Here is a 15,946-nt window from a genome sequence, read left to right as displayed (position 1 = left end):
TGACGCTGTCGCCGCTCGATGACTATCCGGTCCACCAAGCCCCCGAGGTGATGCGTCACGTCACCACCTCCGACCGCAACTTCTACGACCGTTACTACTTCAACTGCCACGCCGGATCCGACGAGCTCATGTTGATCATCGGCCTGGGCCAGTACCCGAACCTGGGCGTGACCGACGCGTTCGCCTGCGTCCGCCACCGCGATCTCCACCGCGTCGTCCGCGCGTCCCGCGAGCTGGGAGCCGACCGCATGGACACGCGCGTCGGCCCCTTCCGCGTCGAGGTCGTCGAAGGGCTCAAGCGCGCCGGTGGACCGGTCACATCATGGTCGGCGACGAGCGCGTCGAGGTCACCCCCGAGCGCTGGCAGGGCACCAGGGACCGATCCTGGGGCATCCGGCCCGTCGGCGAGCCCGAACCTCCCGGCATCCAGGCGCGGAACGCCGGCACCTTCTACTGGCTCTACGCCCCGATGAGGTTCGACGACCACGCCATCCTGTGCATCGTCCAGGAGGACGAGAAGGGCCGCCGGGTCCTGGAGGAGGCCGTGCGCGTCTGGCCCTCAGGCGAGGAGGAGTACCTGGGCAGGCCCGACTACCGTCCCGTGTACGCTCCCGGCACCCGGGAGGTCACCTCGGCCACGATCACCTTCTCTCCCCCGGGCGGCAAGCCGTTCGACCTGCTGTGTACGCCCTTGCTGCCCGTACACCTCATGGTGGGCACGGGGTACGGCCTTGAGCCCGGCTGGAAGCACGGCATGTACCAGGGCCCGGAGCCGGTCGTGCAGGGCGTGACCTACACCCTCCCGGAGGACGCGGCGAAGATGTGGGGGATGGTCGACGCCGTGGGCCGGTTCGAGTACGAGGGCAACGTCGGTTACGGCCTGTACGAGTACTGGGCACTCGGCCCGCATCCGTCCTTCCCCGCGTGACGCCTGAGGTCGCCGGCAGTACTGCCCTCCCAGATCAGGATTTTTCGTGACTTATCAGGACTGGAACGGCGACTAGAAGCCCTTCTGGTGGGCAGCGGGGACCCGTGTCCGAGACAGGCGGTTCCGAACGCGCGGAGATCTCCAGCGTGTTCCCCTCGTTTCCCGGCGGCGACGACCGCGCCGCCGACCCGACCGGCGACGACGACGGCGCCCACGCGACCGCCGGCAGGGGCCGCGAGAACGGTACGGCGGCGGCCGGGCTCGCCCCGAGCGACCGTCCCGCAGGGCCCCAGGTGGCCGAGCGGGAGGCGCCCGCCACCGGCACGACGCCGGACGACGATCTGCCTGCCGGGACGCGCAAGGTCGACCAGAAGGAGTACGAGCAGCCGTTCGGCCGCCCTGGACGCCCTCTGCGGAGCAACCCGTTCCTGTTCGGCCTGACCGCCGCGCTCGGCGTGCTGACCGCCTGGCTGCTGGTGCAGTCGATCGCCAGCGCCGGCTCCGCGCTCGTCCTGATCGTGGTGTCGCTGTTCCTGGCGATCGGCCTCAACCCCGCCGTCGAGGCGCTGCAGCGCCACAACCTCTCCCGCCGCCTGGCGATCACGATCGTGTTCGGGGCGGTCATCGCGTTCTTCGTGGGCTTCGGGCTGGCGATCGTGCCCCCGCTCACCGAGCAGACCACGGGGTTCTTCCAGCACCTTCCGGAGTACATGCAGCAGCTGCAGAACCACCCGCTCATCAAGTCGGTCGACGAGCGGTACCAGATCCTGGAGAAGCTTCAGCAGTACGTCAGCAGCGGCAGCCTCGCGAGCCAGATGTTCGGCGGCCTGCTCGGCGTGGCGAGCGTCGTGATCAGCGCGGTGTTCAGCGGCCTCACCATCTTGGTGCTGACGCTGTACTTCCTCGGCTCCCTGAACTCGATCAAGGAAACCGCCTACCGGCTCGTGCCGCGTTCGCGGCGCACCCGCGTGCGGCTCCTCGGGGACGAGATCATCAAGCAGATCGGCGGCTATGTCGCCGGCAACCTGATCATCTCCCTCATCGCGGGGGTCGTGACCTTCGTCTTCCTGGTCATCATGAAGGTGCCGTACGCCCTGGCGCTCGCCATCTTCGTGGCCATCACCGACCTCATCCCCATGGTGGGCGCGGTGGTCGGCGCCGTGGTGGTGTCCGGCGTGGGCTTCCTGACCTCGGTGCAGGTCGGCATCGCGTGCGTGATCTTCTTCGTCGTGTACCAGCAGATCGAGAACTACGTGATCTCGCCCCCGGTGTTCAGGTCATCGGTCGCCGTACCGCCCATCGCGACGATCGTCGGCGCGCTGCTCGGCGGGGCCCTGCTCGGCATCGTGGGCGCCCTGCTCGGCATCCCGCTGGCGGCCGCCGTCCTGCTCCTGGTCAGAGAGGTGGTCTTCCCCCGCCAGGAACGGCTGTGAGCCCGTACCGCCTCACTCCTGCCGGGGCGCTGGTGGTCAGAGCTTCCAGCGCTGGTTGCTCCAGCGGTTGCAGTCCCACAGGTGCACGCGGGTGCCGTTGCTGCCGACGCCCTTCAGGTCGGCGTCCAGGCAGCGCCCGCTGGCCAGGTTGTAGATGGTGCGGCTCTTGCGGTCGTACACCCACTGCTGGTTGGGGCGCCCGTCGCACTCCCACAGCTGGACGCGGGTGCCATTCCTATGGAGGTTCTGGCGGTCGGCGTCGAGGCAGCGGCCGTTGGACAGGCTGCGGATCATGTGGGTGGCCGGATCGTAGGTCCACGACTGGTTGGCCCAGCCGTTGCAGTCCCACAGTTGGATGCGCGTGCCGTTGGTGCCGATGCGTCCGAGGTCGGCGTCGAGGCAGCGGTCGTCGGCCCGGCTGTGGATGGGACCCGTCCCGGCGACGCCGGCCGAAGCGCCCATCGGATCCACGACGGCCGCCGCGCAGCCGGCCGCGATCGTCAGCACCCGGACCGCCATGGTGAAACTCCGTCGCATCGTGCCCGATCCCCTCTGCGCACGCCCGCAAACTACTCTGTGTAGTCGAACCTACACGGGCGGCAGGGGAGTCCAGGGGCCCGACACGACGGAGGGAACCGCACCCGGCGGCGCCGCGTCAGACCGTCCACTTCTGGTTGGCCCAGCCGTTGCACTCCCACAGCTGCACCTTCGTGCCGTTGGTGCCGATGCCGCCGAGGTCGGCGTCAAGGCAACGGCCGTTGTACATGCTGTAGATGGTGTGGCTGATCGCGTCATAGATCCACTTCTGGTTGCTCCAGCCGTTGCAGTCCCACAACTGCACCTTCGTGCCATTGCTCCCGATCGTGTTGAGGTCCGCGTCCAGGCACCGGTTGTTGTACTGGCTGTGGATCGTGTGCGTTTTCACGTCGTACGTCCACTTCTGGTTGTTCCAGCCGTTGCAGGTCCAGAGTTGGACCTTGGTGCCGTTGGGCTGGATGGTGTTCAGGTCGGCGTCCAGGCAGCGCCAGTTCGAATGACTGCGGATCGGGCCGGGGGAACCGGCCGCGGCCGACACGCCGGTTGATCCGACGACGAGCGCGGCGCATCCCGCCGCGACCGTGAACGCCTGAGTCGCCCTGGTGAAGTTCCGTCGCATCGTGCCTGGTCTCCTCTTCGCGTGACGTGCCCGACCCGAGGAGCACGTCTGACAGCTACTCTCCGTAGCTGAACTTATACGCGAAGTTAGAAGGTCGGGTGGGTTGACACGACGGCGAGCCGCTCAAGCCGTGGCTTCCGCGAGTTTCCGGAACGCGGCGGGAGGGGGAAAGACGGGGCGTCACATGTTGATCATGTGACCCGCGAGGCCGTGGATCGCCTCCTTGACCGCCTCGCCGAGCGTCGGATGCGCGTGTACGTTGCGCGCCACCTCGTTGACCGTCAGATCCCACTGCTGGGCGAGCGTCAGCTCGGGCAGCAGCTCGGTGACCTCGGGGCCGATGAGGTGGGCGCCGAGCAGCTCACCGTACGTGGCGTCGCTGAGGATCTTGACGAACCCGACGGGGTCTCCCAGACCGTGCGCCTTGGCATTCGCGGTGAACGGGAACTTCGCCACCTTCACGTCGAAGCCCTTGTCACGCGCCTGGGCCTCGGTGTAGCCGAAGCTGGCGATCTGCGGCTGGCAGTAGGTCGCCCGCGGGATCATCACGTAGTCGAGCTCCATCGTCTCCTCGTCCGCGATCGTCTCCGAGGCGATGATCCCCATGGCCTCGGCCGCGTGAGCGAGCATGAGCTTGGCGGTGACGTCCCCGATGGCGAAGATGTGCGGCACGCTGGTGCGGCACCGCCCGTCGATGTCGATGGCACCCCGCTCGGTCAGGCGCACCCCGGTCTTCTCCAGGCCGTAGCCCTCGACGCGCGGCTGGAAGCCGATGGCCTGCAGCACCTTGTCGGCTTCCAGGGTGCGCTGCTCTCCGCCCTTCGACACGGTCACGCGCACCTTGTCGCCCGACTCGTCGATGGACTCGACCCGGGTCGAGGTCAGGATCTCGATGCCGAGCTTCTTGTAGCGTCGTGCCAGCTCGGCGGAGACCTCCTCGTCCTCCAGGGGGACGACGCGGTCGAGGAACTCCACGATGGTCACCTGGACCCCGTAGTTGCGCAGCACGTACGCGAACTCGACGCCGATGGCGCCCGCGCCGGCGATGATGATGCTCTCGGGGAGCCGGTCGGTGAGGATCTGCTCCTCGTACGTCACGACGCGCTCGCTGACCGACGTGCCCGGCAGGAGCTTCGTCGTCGCGCCGGTGGCGATGACGCAGTGGTCGAACGTCACCGTCTCCGTGCCGCCGTCGACGACGGCCACCTGCAGGGTGTTGGCGTCGGTGAAGGTGCCACGGCCGTTGTACTCCGTGATGCCGTTCTTCTTCATCAGGTAGTGAACGCCCTTGACCCGGCCGTCGGCGACCTTGCGGCTGCGCTTGTACGCCTCGGCGTAGTCGAAGGTGACCTTGCCCTCCACCTGGATGCCGAACGTCTTCGCCTCCTGGGTGAACAGGTAGGCGAGCTCGGCGTTGCGCAGCAGGGCCTTGGAGGGGATGCATCCCACGTTGAGGCAGACCCCGCCCCAATAGCGTTCCTCGACGATCGCCGTGGTGAGCCCGAGTTGGGCGGCCCGAACGGCCGCGACATACCCACCGGGGCCGGCCCCGACAACCACGACGTCATAATGAGCAGTCATGCACCGGACCATATGGGGTGCGAGCGCGCGGCGCAGCACCGGGTCCTCGGGATCCCGGCAGCGCGGGACGTGGCCGCGTGCCGTCCAGTGGACGACCGGCCGCTCATTTCTCACCTGAAAGCCACCTGTAACCATCCGCAACGGACACAGGTCTGGAAACAGGCTCTATGAGGATTAAAGCCCAAGTTCGCGAAATGGATCTCGACTTGGGCTTTTCCCTTCAAAGCACCCATTCCCGGGGTGTCTGACCTGCGGAAGAGCCGCCAGGGACGGCGGTTATAGCAAGATCAAGACGAGCATGTCGGGGGAAGTCGGGAAATATCGAACCGAAGACCACAACAAGAGATTAAGCACATAGCAAAACTAGAAGTTATTCGTTTGTCAGGCGTCGGGCTAGGAAAAAAGACAAGCAGGCAGACTCACTGAGTCAACACAGCAATCACCGACAATCGCGGTGAAGCGACTATTAGTAACCCGAAGTCGTCCAAGGGGGATACGCAATGCCCGAGTTCAGGAAATTGGTGGGCACGCTCACGATCGGCGCCGCACTCGCCGGGGGCTTGGTCAGCCTGGGTGCCGTGACCACGACGAGCAGCGCGAGCGCGGCGAGCACCATGACCATGTCGCCTATGGGGGACTACAGGGACTACGACCGGGCCCGTAACCGTAACCGCAGCTGGAACCGCACCCTGGCCAGGAACTGGACGCGCAGCTGGGCCCGCAACTTCGCGCGTCACTGGAACCGCAGCCACAGCCACAGCGCCAACCGTCAGGCGCAGGCCATCAACATCAGGCTGATCTTCCCGAACCAGCTGGGTACACCGGTGACGGCCTCCGCCACCGCGACCACGCCGACGGTGACGTCGACGCCCAGGAGCTGACGACCTGAGTGCCCGTGTTCCCCGCGGTCCGCGATCCTTCCCCCGAGGACACGGTCATGCCGGGAACACGGGCCCTCGGTGCAAAAGTCCATAACTCCGGTACATGCGGTCCTAATCCGGTTTGCGGTGATAATTCATTCTTCAGGCATACGTATAGCCTTATGAACGTTAACCGCGTGCAGTTCGGCACGACGGCCGGGGCCGCCACAATCTTGCTGTTCTCCAGCCCTTGCACCGAACACGCAAGGGCTTCACTATGCCCTTATACAAGCCTTTCGTGCGACCGCACGGGCGACCCTTTTCGTACGGCTGAACGAGCCGTTCGAATGACCGCGCGGGCGGCCCGGCCGTCTGTACGGTCGCGCGGGTGAAGCGTGGCCCGGATCGGCGGTGGCACGTCCGGGCTGGGCAAGCCGACGCGTCGGGGACCTGCGCGTCCCTCCGCGCTTCGGTCGTTGGCGCGCTCGCCACGAATGCCCCCACAAGCTTTGCCGTTCCGACAAATTACCGCGTCTTGACAAGTTATTCTGTCGGTGCAATGGTTGTGGCATGTTGGATGTAGCGGTGATCGAGGATCCGGCCGCGGCCGAGGTCTCGCTGGACCCGATCAGGGCCCGGCTGCTGGCTCAGCTGGCCGAGCCCGCATCGGCCACCACCCTGGCCGCCAAGGTCGGCCTGCCGCGGCAGAAGGTGAACTACCACCTCAAGGCCCTGGAGCGTCACGGCCTGGTGGAGCTGATCGAGGAGCGCCGCAAGGGCAACGTCACCGAGCGGGTGATGCGCGCCACCGCCGCGTCGTACGTGATCTCGCCCATCGCGCTGGCCGAGGTCCAGCCCGACCCGTCTCGGTCGCCGGACCAGCTGTCGGCGCGCTGGCTGCTCGCGGTCGCGGCCCGGCTCGTACGCGACGTCGGCAGCCTCATCACCGGTGCCGCCAAGGCACGCAAGAAGATCGCGACGTTCGCGATCGACGGCGAGATCCGGTTCGCCTCCGCGGCCGACCGCGCCGCCTTCGCCGAGGAACTGGCCAACGCGGTGACCGAGCTCGTCGGGAAATATCACGATGAGACGGCCGAAGGCGGGCGCGACCACCGCGTCATCGTCGCCGTCCACCCGAGCGTCAAGCATCTGCCGGCCGAGCCCGCCGAGCCCGCCGGGCCTTCGAAGGAGACCTGAGGCACCGCCTGACCCGGCGGGCGCCGATGACCACGTATTCGCAGGCAAGACTGTCGGTGCCTCCTGTCATGCTCGCGCCATGACCCGAATTCCAGCGGATCGCCGAGCGAGCCCCCAGGTTGATCAGTGATGGCCACCTTCGTCTTGGTTCCCGGCGCCGCGAGCGGCCCCTGGTACTGGCACCTGCTGGCAACCGAGCTGCGCGAGCGCGGCCACGACGTCGTGGCCGCCGACGTGCCGTGTGACGACGACTCCGCCGGGCTGTCCGAGTACGCCGACGCGGTGGTCGACGCCATCGGCGACCGCACCGGCCTCGTGCTGGTGGCCCATTCGTTCGGCGGGTTCACCGCGCCACTCGTCTGCGACCGGATGCCGGTCGACCTCCTGGTGATGCTCCAGGCGATGGTCCCGTCACCGGGCGAGCCGCCGGGCGCCTGGTGGGCGAACACCGGCCATCAGCCCGCGAGCCCCGAACCGGCCGAGCACGAGGGCGGAGACACGGGCGGGGGCGACGACGTGATCGCCACCTACTTCCACGATGTCCCTCCAGAGCTGGCGGCCGAGGCGATCGAGAAAGGTCGCGGCCAGTCGGGCACTCCCATGGGCCGGCCTTGGCCGCTCGACAGGTGGCCCGACGTGCCCGTGAAGTTCCTGCTCTGCAGCGAGGACCGACTCTTCCCGGCCGACTTCATGCGCCGCGTCGTGCGCGAGCGCCTGGGCGTCACCCCTGACGAGATCCCCACCGGCCACCTCCCCATGCTCTCCCGCCCGAAGGAGCTGGCCGAGCGCCTGGTCGCGTACGTGAACCATCGGTAGGAGATGCTCCGAGGCCCTGCTAAGGAGTCAGCGGGCGAGCGCCGGTGCGGGCAAGTCGAGAATATCCAGCGTGTCGAGAGCGAGCAGGGCGGCGGCGAGCTCGCGGCGTTGCTCGGGGGTGAGGCGGGCCGAGAGCGTGCCGCGCGGGATGAGGATGACGTCGCCGCCGAGGCACGGAAGGAGGTCGAGCGGGAGGGACATGACCGTCATACTGCCAGGCCGAACCGACAATCCGGGGAGCGCCGCGTTCCCTCGCCTGGAACGCGGCGCTCCCCTCGGCTGGAACGCGGCGCTCCCCGCTGGCGTAGTCAGGCCACCTTGGACGACGCCGCGCTCCACGTGTTGCACGAACCCGGGTCGGCCGACTTGAAGCCTCGATCGGCCCAGTAGGTGATCGACTTACGGCTGCCCTGGTCCTTGCTCGCCCAGTCCCGTATGTAGTAGAGGAGGTCGTCCCAGTCCTTCTTGGTGCGGTCGAGGGAGTCCCACACGCTCGCGATGAAGGCCGCGGAGAAGCACTCGCTCTGCAGGTTGTACCGGCGGTTCTGCTCGGCCAGCTCGGCCTTGTTCCGGTAGGAGATGTTCTGGTAGGCGTTGTCGATGCTGGTGAGCTTCTGCACGTGCTCGGCGTAGTTCACGGCCAGCAGGTTGAACAGGAAGAGGTCGTCAGGCTCCTTCAGGAAGCGCTTCGTGAGGACGATGGTGATCGTCCGCGACTCGCCGCAGTAGTAGCTCGTCCAGTCCTTGAGCCACTTGGCGCCGCAGAACCGCTTCGGAGCCTTCGTGACGAAGACGGCCTTCGCCTTGGAGAAACTCTTACCCGCCTTGCGCACCTGAACGGCCCAGGTCCGGTTGAGGCAGGTGAGCACACCGTTCAGATAGCTCTTGGCAGAGCCGGCGTCCAGCTTCTTGATCGGCTTCTCTGGGCACTTGGTCGTAGGAAGGGCTCCCTTCGCGTACAGAGAATTGCCGGTGAGGGTCTTGTCCTTCACGGGATAGGCGACGGCCGCCGAGGCGGCGCCGATCGGCAGCAGCGCGGCGGCCGTCAGACCCACAAGAGGAATCAAGGTTCGTCTCATGACGCCAAATCTAAGAGCGAGGTAAAGAATGGGAAAGCCTCCCTCGGGAGGCATTCCTCACTGGCATCGAAGACGATTACCGGCGTCGGGGACGTCCGCCCGTCGCCCGTTCAGGCGCGGAAGACGTCGGCGTGTTCGGCGGCCCACTGGGCGAACGTGCGCGCCGGGCGGCCGACGGTGGCGGTCGCTCCGGTCACAAGAATCGTCATTGGGCTCCTCCGCTCGTTCGGACTTCGGAGCAAAGGGTAGGGAGCGTTACGGCCGGTCTCTGGCCCGAATCGCGGTCGGCTCGGCCGCCGACGAGCAAGCCCGCGGACGCCGGCACCATCTGGCATGCGCCTCGGGTCAGAGCGTTGGAAGTGGTGTGATGGTCCATGACACGCCGTACGGTCGTGCCGACGAAACAGGCGATAGCGACTGCGGCGCCGTGGGCGCACTACAGTGTTCCGCCATGACCGAACCGGCCTTCCTGAGCACAACCCGGGCGTTCTACGACGCGGTGGCCGAAGACTACGCCGATCGATTCCAGGACGATCTCCAGCACAACCCGCTCGACCGGGCCATGCTCGCCGGCTTCGCCGAACTCGTGCGGGCCGACGACGCGGGGCCGGTCGCCGACATCGGCTGCGGCCCCGGCCGCGTGGCGGCGCACCTGCACGCTCTGGGGCTGTCCGTGTTCGGCATCGACCTGTCACCTCGGATGATCGCGCTCGCCCGGCGGGAGCATCCGGGCCTGCGGTTCGACGAGGGTTCGATGCTCGCCCTGGACCTTCCGGACGGCGCCCTCGGCGGAATCGTGGCCTGGTACTCGATCATTCACACCCCGCTGGAACGGCTGCCAGAGGTGTTCGCCGAGTTCAACCGGGTGCTGGTCCCGGGCGGCCACCTACTGCTCGCCTTCCAGGTCGGCGACGAGCCTCTGCACCTGGCGCAGCCGTTCGGCCACCCTGTGTCGCTCGACTTCCAACGACGGCAACCTGACCACGTCGCCGAAGTGTTGCGCCAGGCCAAGCTGGTCCTACACGCCCGGTTGATACGCGAGCCCAATGAGGGTACGGAGACGACGCGCCAGGCCTACCTACTGGCCCAGAAACCGACCGACCGCTTGCCTGAAACATAAAGAATTCAATTCTGTGCCACCGGGTGATCCGGTGAACTCGGCTCCCGTCAGGGATCTACGCGGCCGTGCCGGCCTGATTCCCCACTGCTGGAGCCGGCCACACACGGGCCTCCTGTTGCGACTGCCTCTTTGTTATCTGGCACAGCTGTGCGCCAAGGGAGCGGACGTGGCCGCAGAGACGCAGGACCTGGAGGGTGTCGGTAGATTCGGCTGGGTCACCGATCCCGAGGGCAATCGGATCGAACTGTGGCAGCCAGCCTGACCGTGTCTTGCTCGCGCCCGGCATCAACGACACCGTGCGCGGCAACACCATCGTCTGTGACAACAAGGTCACCGGCGGATGCCTCACCAAGAAAAGGGAGTCGCACCTGACACCCCGTGTCGCCTTGGGCGGGCCCTCGTCGGCTCCGTACCGGCTGTAGGCCGTGGCGCGTCACGTGTGGACGCCTCCGGTGAGGGCGTCGTCAGACGGAGATGACGACCTTGCCGGGAACGTGGCCCTCCTCCAGGTAGCCGACTGCCCTGGGGATTTCTTCGAAGGGGTAGTGACGGTCGATGATCGGGATCACTCGTTTGTCGTTCAGGAATGCGCTCAACGTCTGCAGGTTCTGCTTGGGGCTGGGGCACTTAAGGGCGTCTGCCATCGATATCCGCTGGCCGACGAAGCGGGATACCGCCAGGGCGGAGAGCACATGGCCCATGGGTTGTATCCAGCGACCGGGCGGGCCGCCGACCACCACGTAGGCCCCCTTGGGGCGCAGGGTGCGGCGGGAGGCGGAGACCGTTCGGCTTCCGGCGATGTCCAGGAACAGGTCGTAGCGCTGGATCTCGCGGGTGAAGTCCTGGGTGGTGTAGTCGATGACCTTGGTCGCGCCAAGGGAGTGGACCAGGTCCACGTTCCGGGCGCTGCAGACGCCGGTGACCTCGGTGCCGAGGGCGCGGGCGAGTTGCACGGCGAACGTGCCGACCCCACCGGACGCACCGTTGATGAGAACACGCTGGCCGGGCAGGATATGACCCTCGTCGCGCAGGGCGAGGAGGGCGGTGTTGGCGGCCATGGGAACCGCGGCGGCCTCCTCGTACGAGAGGTTCTCCGGCTTCGGAGCGAGGTCGGATTCGCGGACGCAGACATATTCGGCGAAGCCGCCACCGCTGATGACAGCGAAGACGTCGTCGCCGGGGCGGAATTCCGTGACGTTTCTGCCGATGGATTCGACCTGGCCGGAGATGTCGGCGCCCAGGATGGTGACCTTGGGGGTGCGGAGCGCGAGCCCGCCGGGCATCAGGCGGGCCAGGTACGGCTCGCCGCGCATGTTATGCCAGTCGTACGGATTGACGGAGCTGGCACGTACCCGGACCAGGACCTCGTCGTCGCGAGGAACGGGGACGGGGATTTCGGTAAGCGTCAGGACATCGGGTGGCCCGTACGAGCGTGAGACGAACGCCTTCATCGCCATCTCCTTATGCGAGTCAATGCGGGTGGGGAGGCAGTCAAAGGCTAAGAAACGCGGCCAGACCACCGAATCAGCCGAAAGTACGCCTGATCGCTGGACGATCGGCTCACCTGAATCGGGCCGTTCGTGTGATGAGCGGACATGGGCGAAGAAGCCACGATCGCCTCATGACCGAAAGCAGTGTGAGGGCACCAAGCCCCAGAAGGCACAGCCGGCGGACGGGGACGCCAAAGACCCCGGATGAATGGGCCCCACCGGCTTGATCATTCTCGGTGTTATTCCGGTGGTCGCCGGTGCGCTGCGTTGGGAGAATTGGCAGGTGGTGCGGCGGTCAACCCAGCTAACGCGCGATTCTTCGCGACACCCCTACCTGTGGTGTTGCCTATCTTCGGAGCGTCGCTCTACGGCATTGCGGGCGCCTGCCAGTTCGCGAAGAGGTTCCGTCCTCGGAAGCCGGCTGGCACCGCATGGCAGGACGGATTATCGTTGTCCGCGGATTTGCCGCCGCACTCTCCAGCCTGTGGATGACCGTGTTCTATCCTCGCCCGAATGGCGACGGCGATCTCCTCGTGGGTCATCCGCAGACCCTAGTTTCTGACCCGATGGGTCTCGTACGCCCACATGGCGATTTCCACCCGGTTCCGGGCGCCAAGCTTGGCCATCAGGCTGGCGATATGGGTCTTGACGGTGCTGAGTGAGATGTGAAGTTCGTCAGCGATCTCACTGTTGGTACGCCCCCGGGCCACCGTGACGAGAATCTGCTCCTCACGCTCGGTGAGCGCCTCGATGGGACTGGCCGACGGCGCGGCGGGCCCGGCGTGCGCGAAGGCGGTGAGCAGGCGGGCAGTGACGCTCGGAGCGATGAGGGCGTCACCGGCCGCCGCGGCGTGAACGGCCTGGGAGAGCAACTCGGCGCCGGCGTTCTTCAGCAGGAACCCCCGGGCTCCCGCGCGCAGCGCCGCGTAGACGTACTCGTCGAGGTCGAAGGTGGTGATGACCACGACGGCGAGTGGATCCTCGACGGTGGGCCCGGCGAGCATCCGGGTGGCCTCGATGCCGTTGAGCACGGGCATCCGGATGTCAAAAAGGCACACATCCGGCCGATGCCGCCGGGCGAGTTCGACAGCTCGCCGCCCGTCGGCAGCCTCGCCGACCACCTCGATCCCCGGCTGCGCGTTGAGGATCATCACCAGTCCGGTACGGACGATCTCCTGGTCATCGGCGACCAGCACCCGGATGCTCACCTGGCCACTCCGGTACGCGGCAGCACGGCGGTGACACTCCATCCCCGCTCGGGATTGGGGCCCGCCACACAGGTCCCCCCGAGGAGATCAGCCCGTTCGATCATGCCGGTGATCCCGTAACCGGGTGTCCCCGCGGGGCGAACGGGATCGCCGTCATCGCTCACGTACAGACGGACCGACGTGTCGTCGGCGCTGACCCGAACCAGGACGCGGGTCGCGTGCCGCGCGTGGCGCCGAGCGTTGGTGACCGACTCCTGGGCGAGGCGGTAGATCGCGGCCTCGACGGAAGGGGGGAGGCCGACGGTGTCACCCTCGATCTCCACCTGGACGGACGGGCCGGATTGTCCCGGGCTTACGAGCTGGGAGAGATCAGCGATGCTCCCCCCAGGCGCCAGGTCAGCGGGCGCGTTCCGGCGGAGGACGTGAACCATGGCGCGCATCTCGGCGAGCGCCTGGGCGGCCTCGGCCTCGATCACCTGCAACGCCTCGGTGGCGGCGTCCGGCCGCGACGCCGCCGTCGCCAACCCTGCCTGCGCCCGGATCGCCATCGCCGAGACGTGATGGGCGACGGTGTCATGCAGATCTCGGGCCAGTTGCTCACGTTCGAGCAGCTTGACCTGGTCAAGCTCCCGCGTCCGCGCCCTTGTCCGGTACCGGAGCGCCGCTCCCACGGCGATCACCGAGAACGTGACGGCGAAGGCGGCGGCGGTGTCGGCGGGACCTGGATAGTCCATAACCACGGAGAACGTGGCTTTGACGAGAATGATCGTCAACCCGATGATCGCCTCTCGCCCGGACCCCCACCGGAACAGCGCATAGGGCAGGAGAAGCAGATAAATCATGGTGTTGGACTCGGGCGACTCGCCACCCGCCAGCACCTGGGCCACACCTGACACGCCGAACGCGATCACGACCATCAGCAATGGCTGGGTGCGGCGCCACAACAAGGTGGGTACCAGCCCGACCGCGAGGCTCACCGAAATGACCCGTGAGGGCATGTCAGGCCGCACCACTCCTTCGAGCAGCGCGACCGGCAGTAACACCCCCGCGAGCACCCAGTCTCGCCACACCCGCCGCGGTGCGTTGGGGGAACGGGGCTCGTACCACACGGAGCGAATGAGGCCGTGCACGAATTCATGGTACGAGAGCCCCCGCCATCCACAATCAGCCCAAAGTACGAGACATTTCGCTCACAGGACTGGCAGTCGCCGCGGACGACGTCTGAAAAGTGGATCAACCGCTTCGTTGGACGAGGGTGACGAAGCCCAGGATGCCGCGGTAGCCGTTCAGCCTGCACTGCTTCAAAAGTCGTCGCAGGGGACTTGACCTGCGGATCAACCCGAGACGGCGGCTCAGACAAGATCGGTTCTTGCCAGCGGGGCTGCGGGCTCACCGGCTGATGACTCCGGGCACGCCACTGGTCTGGCACCACCACTTGGCCCGACGCCGGTAGACGTATCCGCGCCGGTCCGCCCTCCCTCGGGTGAGCAGGGAGATCTGGGAGTTGGTGGTACGGTTGGCGAAGGGGTACCCCGACGTGGGATATCGCCGGGTGCACGCTGAGCTGCGTCACCCAGCTGGCGCCGCTGCTGGAGGCCATCCCGCTCGTCCGTGACGGAGCGGCCGGCCTCGTCGGCGCCCCGATGTCGTCCTCAGTGACCGCGGCTACGACCGCGAAGAAGTGCCGACTAAAGCGAGAAACCCAGGCAGGGATAAGCATCCCTGACCTGGGTTTTCTTGTCGGTGGAGCCTAGGAGATTCGAACTCCTGACATCCTGCTTGCAAATCGGCCTGATCTTCAGCCGCAACGGCCTCGACCTGCACAGAGACCAGTCCGTGATTGACCGCTGTTCACCGCCCTTAATGGCACGCTAATGGCACGGCGATCACCCCGGCGACCTGCGGGCGGCGTGGCATGTGCGGCCCGTTCCCTGGTCCGCCCCCGTTGCTCCGCACCACAACCGCGACGGCGGATTCTGGGTCGCGGCCCCTGATCCGCTCGCCGCCGAGCAAGCGCTCACCGGAACACTGCCCGCCGACCAGATCCGAGCGGCGGCGCTCCTCAGCGATGGCGCGTCACGCTTCGTCGATCGCTTCGGACTCGCCACCTGGCGGCAAGTCCTCGACATCCTCGCCCAGGACGGCCCCGCCGAACTCATCCGCCAGGTCCGCCAAGCCGAACGATCCGACCTTCACGGCAAGCGCTGGCCGCGTGGCAAGATCTTGACAACGCCATGGCGGCACTGATGGTCAGTTCTCCTGGGAAATGAAAGAAATGCGGTACCGCCGATCAGCCGCGCAAATTGACGTCTGATTCGACGGTACCGTCTGAGTCTTGTTCAGTTGCATCGGCGATTGCTAGGCGCCGACGAGCTTCCAGTGCCAGGTGTTGCTGGGGTACCGGACGCACTTGTAGCGCGTCGTGTGGGCGGCGGCCCGCATGGAGTATCCGTAATCGTTGTACTGGGACTCGGCGCAGAAGGCGCCGGGCGAGATGCAGTCCCAGTGCTTCTTGTGCTTGTAGTAGTACCTGCCTGAGGGTTGCTTTTGTCCGCACCAGCGAGCCGAGGCTGTGTGCGAATGAGTGTCGGTGGCCGCGAAGGCGGGAGTACCGGCGGTGAACAGCAGACTTGCTGCGGCAAGAGCCGCAATGATCGACTTACGCACGGTGATCACACTAGAGCCCTATGTTCACATTTAGGACACTTTCGGGGTGGGCCAGGCGGTCGCCAGGGCAGCTTGAGAGGAGGTGTGCTGCTGTACGCGTCAAAAAGGGCCACTTCCCGATCTTGGGATGTGGCCTTTGAGCTGGGGTGGAGCCTAGGAGATTCGAACTCCTGACATCCTGCTTGCAGATACGTACGCCGATCTTGCTCGGCCCTAGCCGCCGTAGGCCGGTATCTCGGCCTCGGCCCCCTTCCGCCACTCTCCGTCCTCAACTAAAGCATCGAGGGGACGGCCAAGCTGCCGCGTCGATAACGCGTTTGTCTGACCGCTGGATAGCACCGGAGACCGTCCTCACTCCTGCGTAACAGGGAGCCAGCCGACTCGGAAACCTGCGGATTAAGGAAGACGATT

The 15,946-nt window shown here is 66.6% G+C and carries 17 protein-coding genes; 8 read left to right on the top strand and 9 right to left on the bottom strand.

Features of this window, described 5'->3' with window-relative positions; all coding sequences use genetic code 11:
- The first annotated feature begins 322 nt into the window (after nucleotides 1-322).
- Both ACGFIV_RS12235 and ACGFIV_RS12230 read left to right on the top strand, forming a co-directional pair.
- On the top strand, nucleotides 323-928 hold the full coding sequence (locus tag ACGFIV_RS12235; RefSeq protein ID WP_392834324.1) for a hypothetical protein: 606 nt from the start codon (nucleotides 323-325) through the stop codon (nucleotides 926-928).
- Between the two features lie 104 nt (nucleotides 929-1,032).
- The gene (locus ACGFIV_RS12230) at nucleotides 1,033-2,361 is read left to right on the top strand and encodes an AI-2E family transporter (protein WP_358557119.1); all 1,329 of its coding nucleotides are present in this window, start codon (nucleotides 1,033-1,035) and stop codon (nucleotides 2,359-2,361) included.
- 36 nt (nucleotides 2,362-2,397) lie between these two features.
- On the opposite strand, the gene ACGFIV_RS12225 is transcribed toward ACGFIV_RS12230, so the two are convergent.
- From ACGFIV_RS12225 to lpdA, 3 genes are all read right to left on the bottom strand, one after another.
- A complete protein-coding gene (locus ACGFIV_RS12225; protein WP_358557121.1) occupies nucleotides 2,398-2,898 on the bottom strand; it encodes an RICIN domain-containing protein in 501 nt (166 codons plus the stop codon).
- Nucleotides 2,899-3,016: 118 nt separating this feature from the next.
- Nucleotides 3,017-3,517 carry an RICIN domain-containing protein gene (locus ACGFIV_RS12220; protein WP_358557124.1) on the bottom strand — a complete coding sequence of 167 codons (501 nt, stop codon included), beginning with the start codon at nucleotides 3,515-3,517 and terminating at the stop codon, nucleotides 3,017-3,019.
- A gap of 180 nt (nucleotides 3,518-3,697) precedes the next feature.
- Nucleotides 3,698-5,098, bottom strand: a complete 1,401-nt coding sequence (gene lpdA, locus ACGFIV_RS12215) for a dihydrolipoyl dehydrogenase (protein ID WP_358557127.1) — start codon at nucleotides 5,096-5,098, stop codon at nucleotides 3,698-3,700.
- A 500-nt stretch (nucleotides 5,099-5,598) separates the two neighbouring features.
- On the opposite strand from lpdA, the gene ACGFIV_RS12210 reads away from it, so the two are divergent.
- The 3 genes from ACGFIV_RS12210 (at nucleotide 5,599) to ACGFIV_RS12200 (ending at nucleotide 7,971) form a co-directional block, all read left to right on the top strand.
- On the top strand, nucleotides 5,599-5,979 hold the full coding sequence (locus tag ACGFIV_RS12210; RefSeq protein ID WP_358557130.1) for a hypothetical protein: 381 nt from the start codon (nucleotides 5,599-5,601) through the stop codon (nucleotides 5,977-5,979).
- Nucleotides 5,980-6,528: 549 nt separating this feature from the next.
- The gene (locus ACGFIV_RS12205; RefSeq protein ID WP_358557133.1) at nucleotides 6,529-7,155 is read left to right on the top strand and encodes a helix-turn-helix domain-containing protein; all 627 of its coding nucleotides are present in this window, start codon (nucleotides 6,529-6,531) and stop codon (nucleotides 7,153-7,155) included.
- Between the two features lie 129 nt (nucleotides 7,156-7,284).
- Nucleotides 7,285-7,971, top strand: coding sequence for an alpha/beta hydrolase (locus ACGFIV_RS12200; protein WP_358557136.1), 687 nt, complete (start codon nucleotides 7,285-7,287; stop codon nucleotides 7,969-7,971).
- A 27-nt stretch (nucleotides 7,972-7,998) separates the two neighbouring features.
- Here the strand turns inward: ACGFIV_RS12200 and ACGFIV_RS12195 are convergent, their stop codons facing one another.
- Nucleotides 7,999-8,172 carry a hypothetical protein gene (locus ACGFIV_RS12195; RefSeq protein WP_392834316.1) on the bottom strand — a complete coding sequence of 58 codons (174 nt, stop codon included), beginning with the start codon at nucleotides 8,170-8,172 and terminating at the stop codon, nucleotides 7,999-8,001.
- A gap of 107 nt (nucleotides 8,173-8,279) precedes the next feature.
- On the bottom strand, nucleotides 8,280-9,050 hold the full coding sequence (locus ACGFIV_RS12190) for a hypothetical protein (protein WP_392834313.1): 771 nt from the start codon (nucleotides 9,048-9,050) through the stop codon (nucleotides 8,280-8,282).
- A gap of 451 nt (nucleotides 9,051-9,501) precedes the next feature.
- Between ACGFIV_RS12190 and ACGFIV_RS12185 the strand changes: the two genes are divergently transcribed.
- Nucleotides 9,502-10,170, top strand: a complete 669-nt coding sequence (locus ACGFIV_RS12185) for a class I SAM-dependent DNA methyltransferase (RefSeq protein WP_392834310.1) — start codon at nucleotides 9,502-9,504, stop codon at nucleotides 10,168-10,170.
- Nucleotides 10,171-10,439: 269 nt separating this feature from the next.
- Nucleotides 10,440-10,592, top strand: coding sequence for a hypothetical protein (locus ACGFIV_RS12180; RefSeq protein ID WP_358554526.1), 153 nt, complete (start codon nucleotides 10,440-10,442; stop codon nucleotides 10,590-10,592).
- 42 nt (nucleotides 10,593-10,634) lie between these two features.
- Here ACGFIV_RS12180 and ACGFIV_RS12175 read toward each other — a convergent pair whose 3' ends face one another.
- The 3 genes from ACGFIV_RS12175 to ACGFIV_RS12165 form a co-directional block, all read right to left on the bottom strand.
- Nucleotides 10,635-11,621 carry an NAD(P)-dependent alcohol dehydrogenase gene (locus ACGFIV_RS12175; protein ID WP_358554523.1) on the bottom strand — a complete coding sequence of 329 codons (987 nt, stop codon included), beginning with the start codon at nucleotides 11,619-11,621 and terminating at the stop codon, nucleotides 10,635-10,637.
- A gap of 590 nt (nucleotides 11,622-12,211) precedes the next feature.
- Entirely contained in the window at nucleotides 12,212-12,868 is a 657-nt protein-coding gene (locus tag ACGFIV_RS12170) for a response regulator transcription factor (protein ID WP_358554521.1), read from the bottom strand.
- Entirely contained in the window at nucleotides 12,865-13,998 is a 1,134-nt protein-coding gene (locus ACGFIV_RS12165; RefSeq protein WP_358554518.1) for a histidine kinase, read from the bottom strand. Before ACGFIV_RS12165 ends, ACGFIV_RS12170 begins: the two co-directional genes overlap by 4 nt.
- Before the next feature lie 787 nt (nucleotides 13,999-14,785).
- Between ACGFIV_RS12165 and ACGFIV_RS12160 the strand changes: the two genes are divergently transcribed.
- On the top strand, nucleotides 14,786-15,115 hold the full coding sequence (locus ACGFIV_RS12160) for a hypothetical protein (RefSeq protein ID WP_358554515.1): 330 nt from the start codon (nucleotides 14,786-14,788) through the stop codon (nucleotides 15,113-15,115).
- A gap of 111 nt (nucleotides 15,116-15,226) precedes the next feature.
- Here the strand turns inward: ACGFIV_RS12160 and ACGFIV_RS12155 are convergent, their stop codons facing one another.
- Nucleotides 15,227-15,535 (bottom strand): hypothetical protein, encoded by a 309-nt coding sequence (locus tag ACGFIV_RS12155; RefSeq protein ID WP_358554512.1) that lies wholly within the window; start codon nucleotides 15,533-15,535, stop codon nucleotides 15,227-15,229.
- Nucleotides 15,536-15,946 lie beyond the last annotated feature (411 nt).

It is taken from the genome of Sphaerisporangium sp. NPDC049003 (genome assembly GCF_043197795.1).
Classification (GTDB): domain Bacteria; phylum Actinomycetota; class Actinomycetes; order Streptosporangiales; family Streptosporangiaceae; genus Sphaerisporangium.
This window is presented reverse-complemented; position numbering and strand designations above follow the sequence as displayed.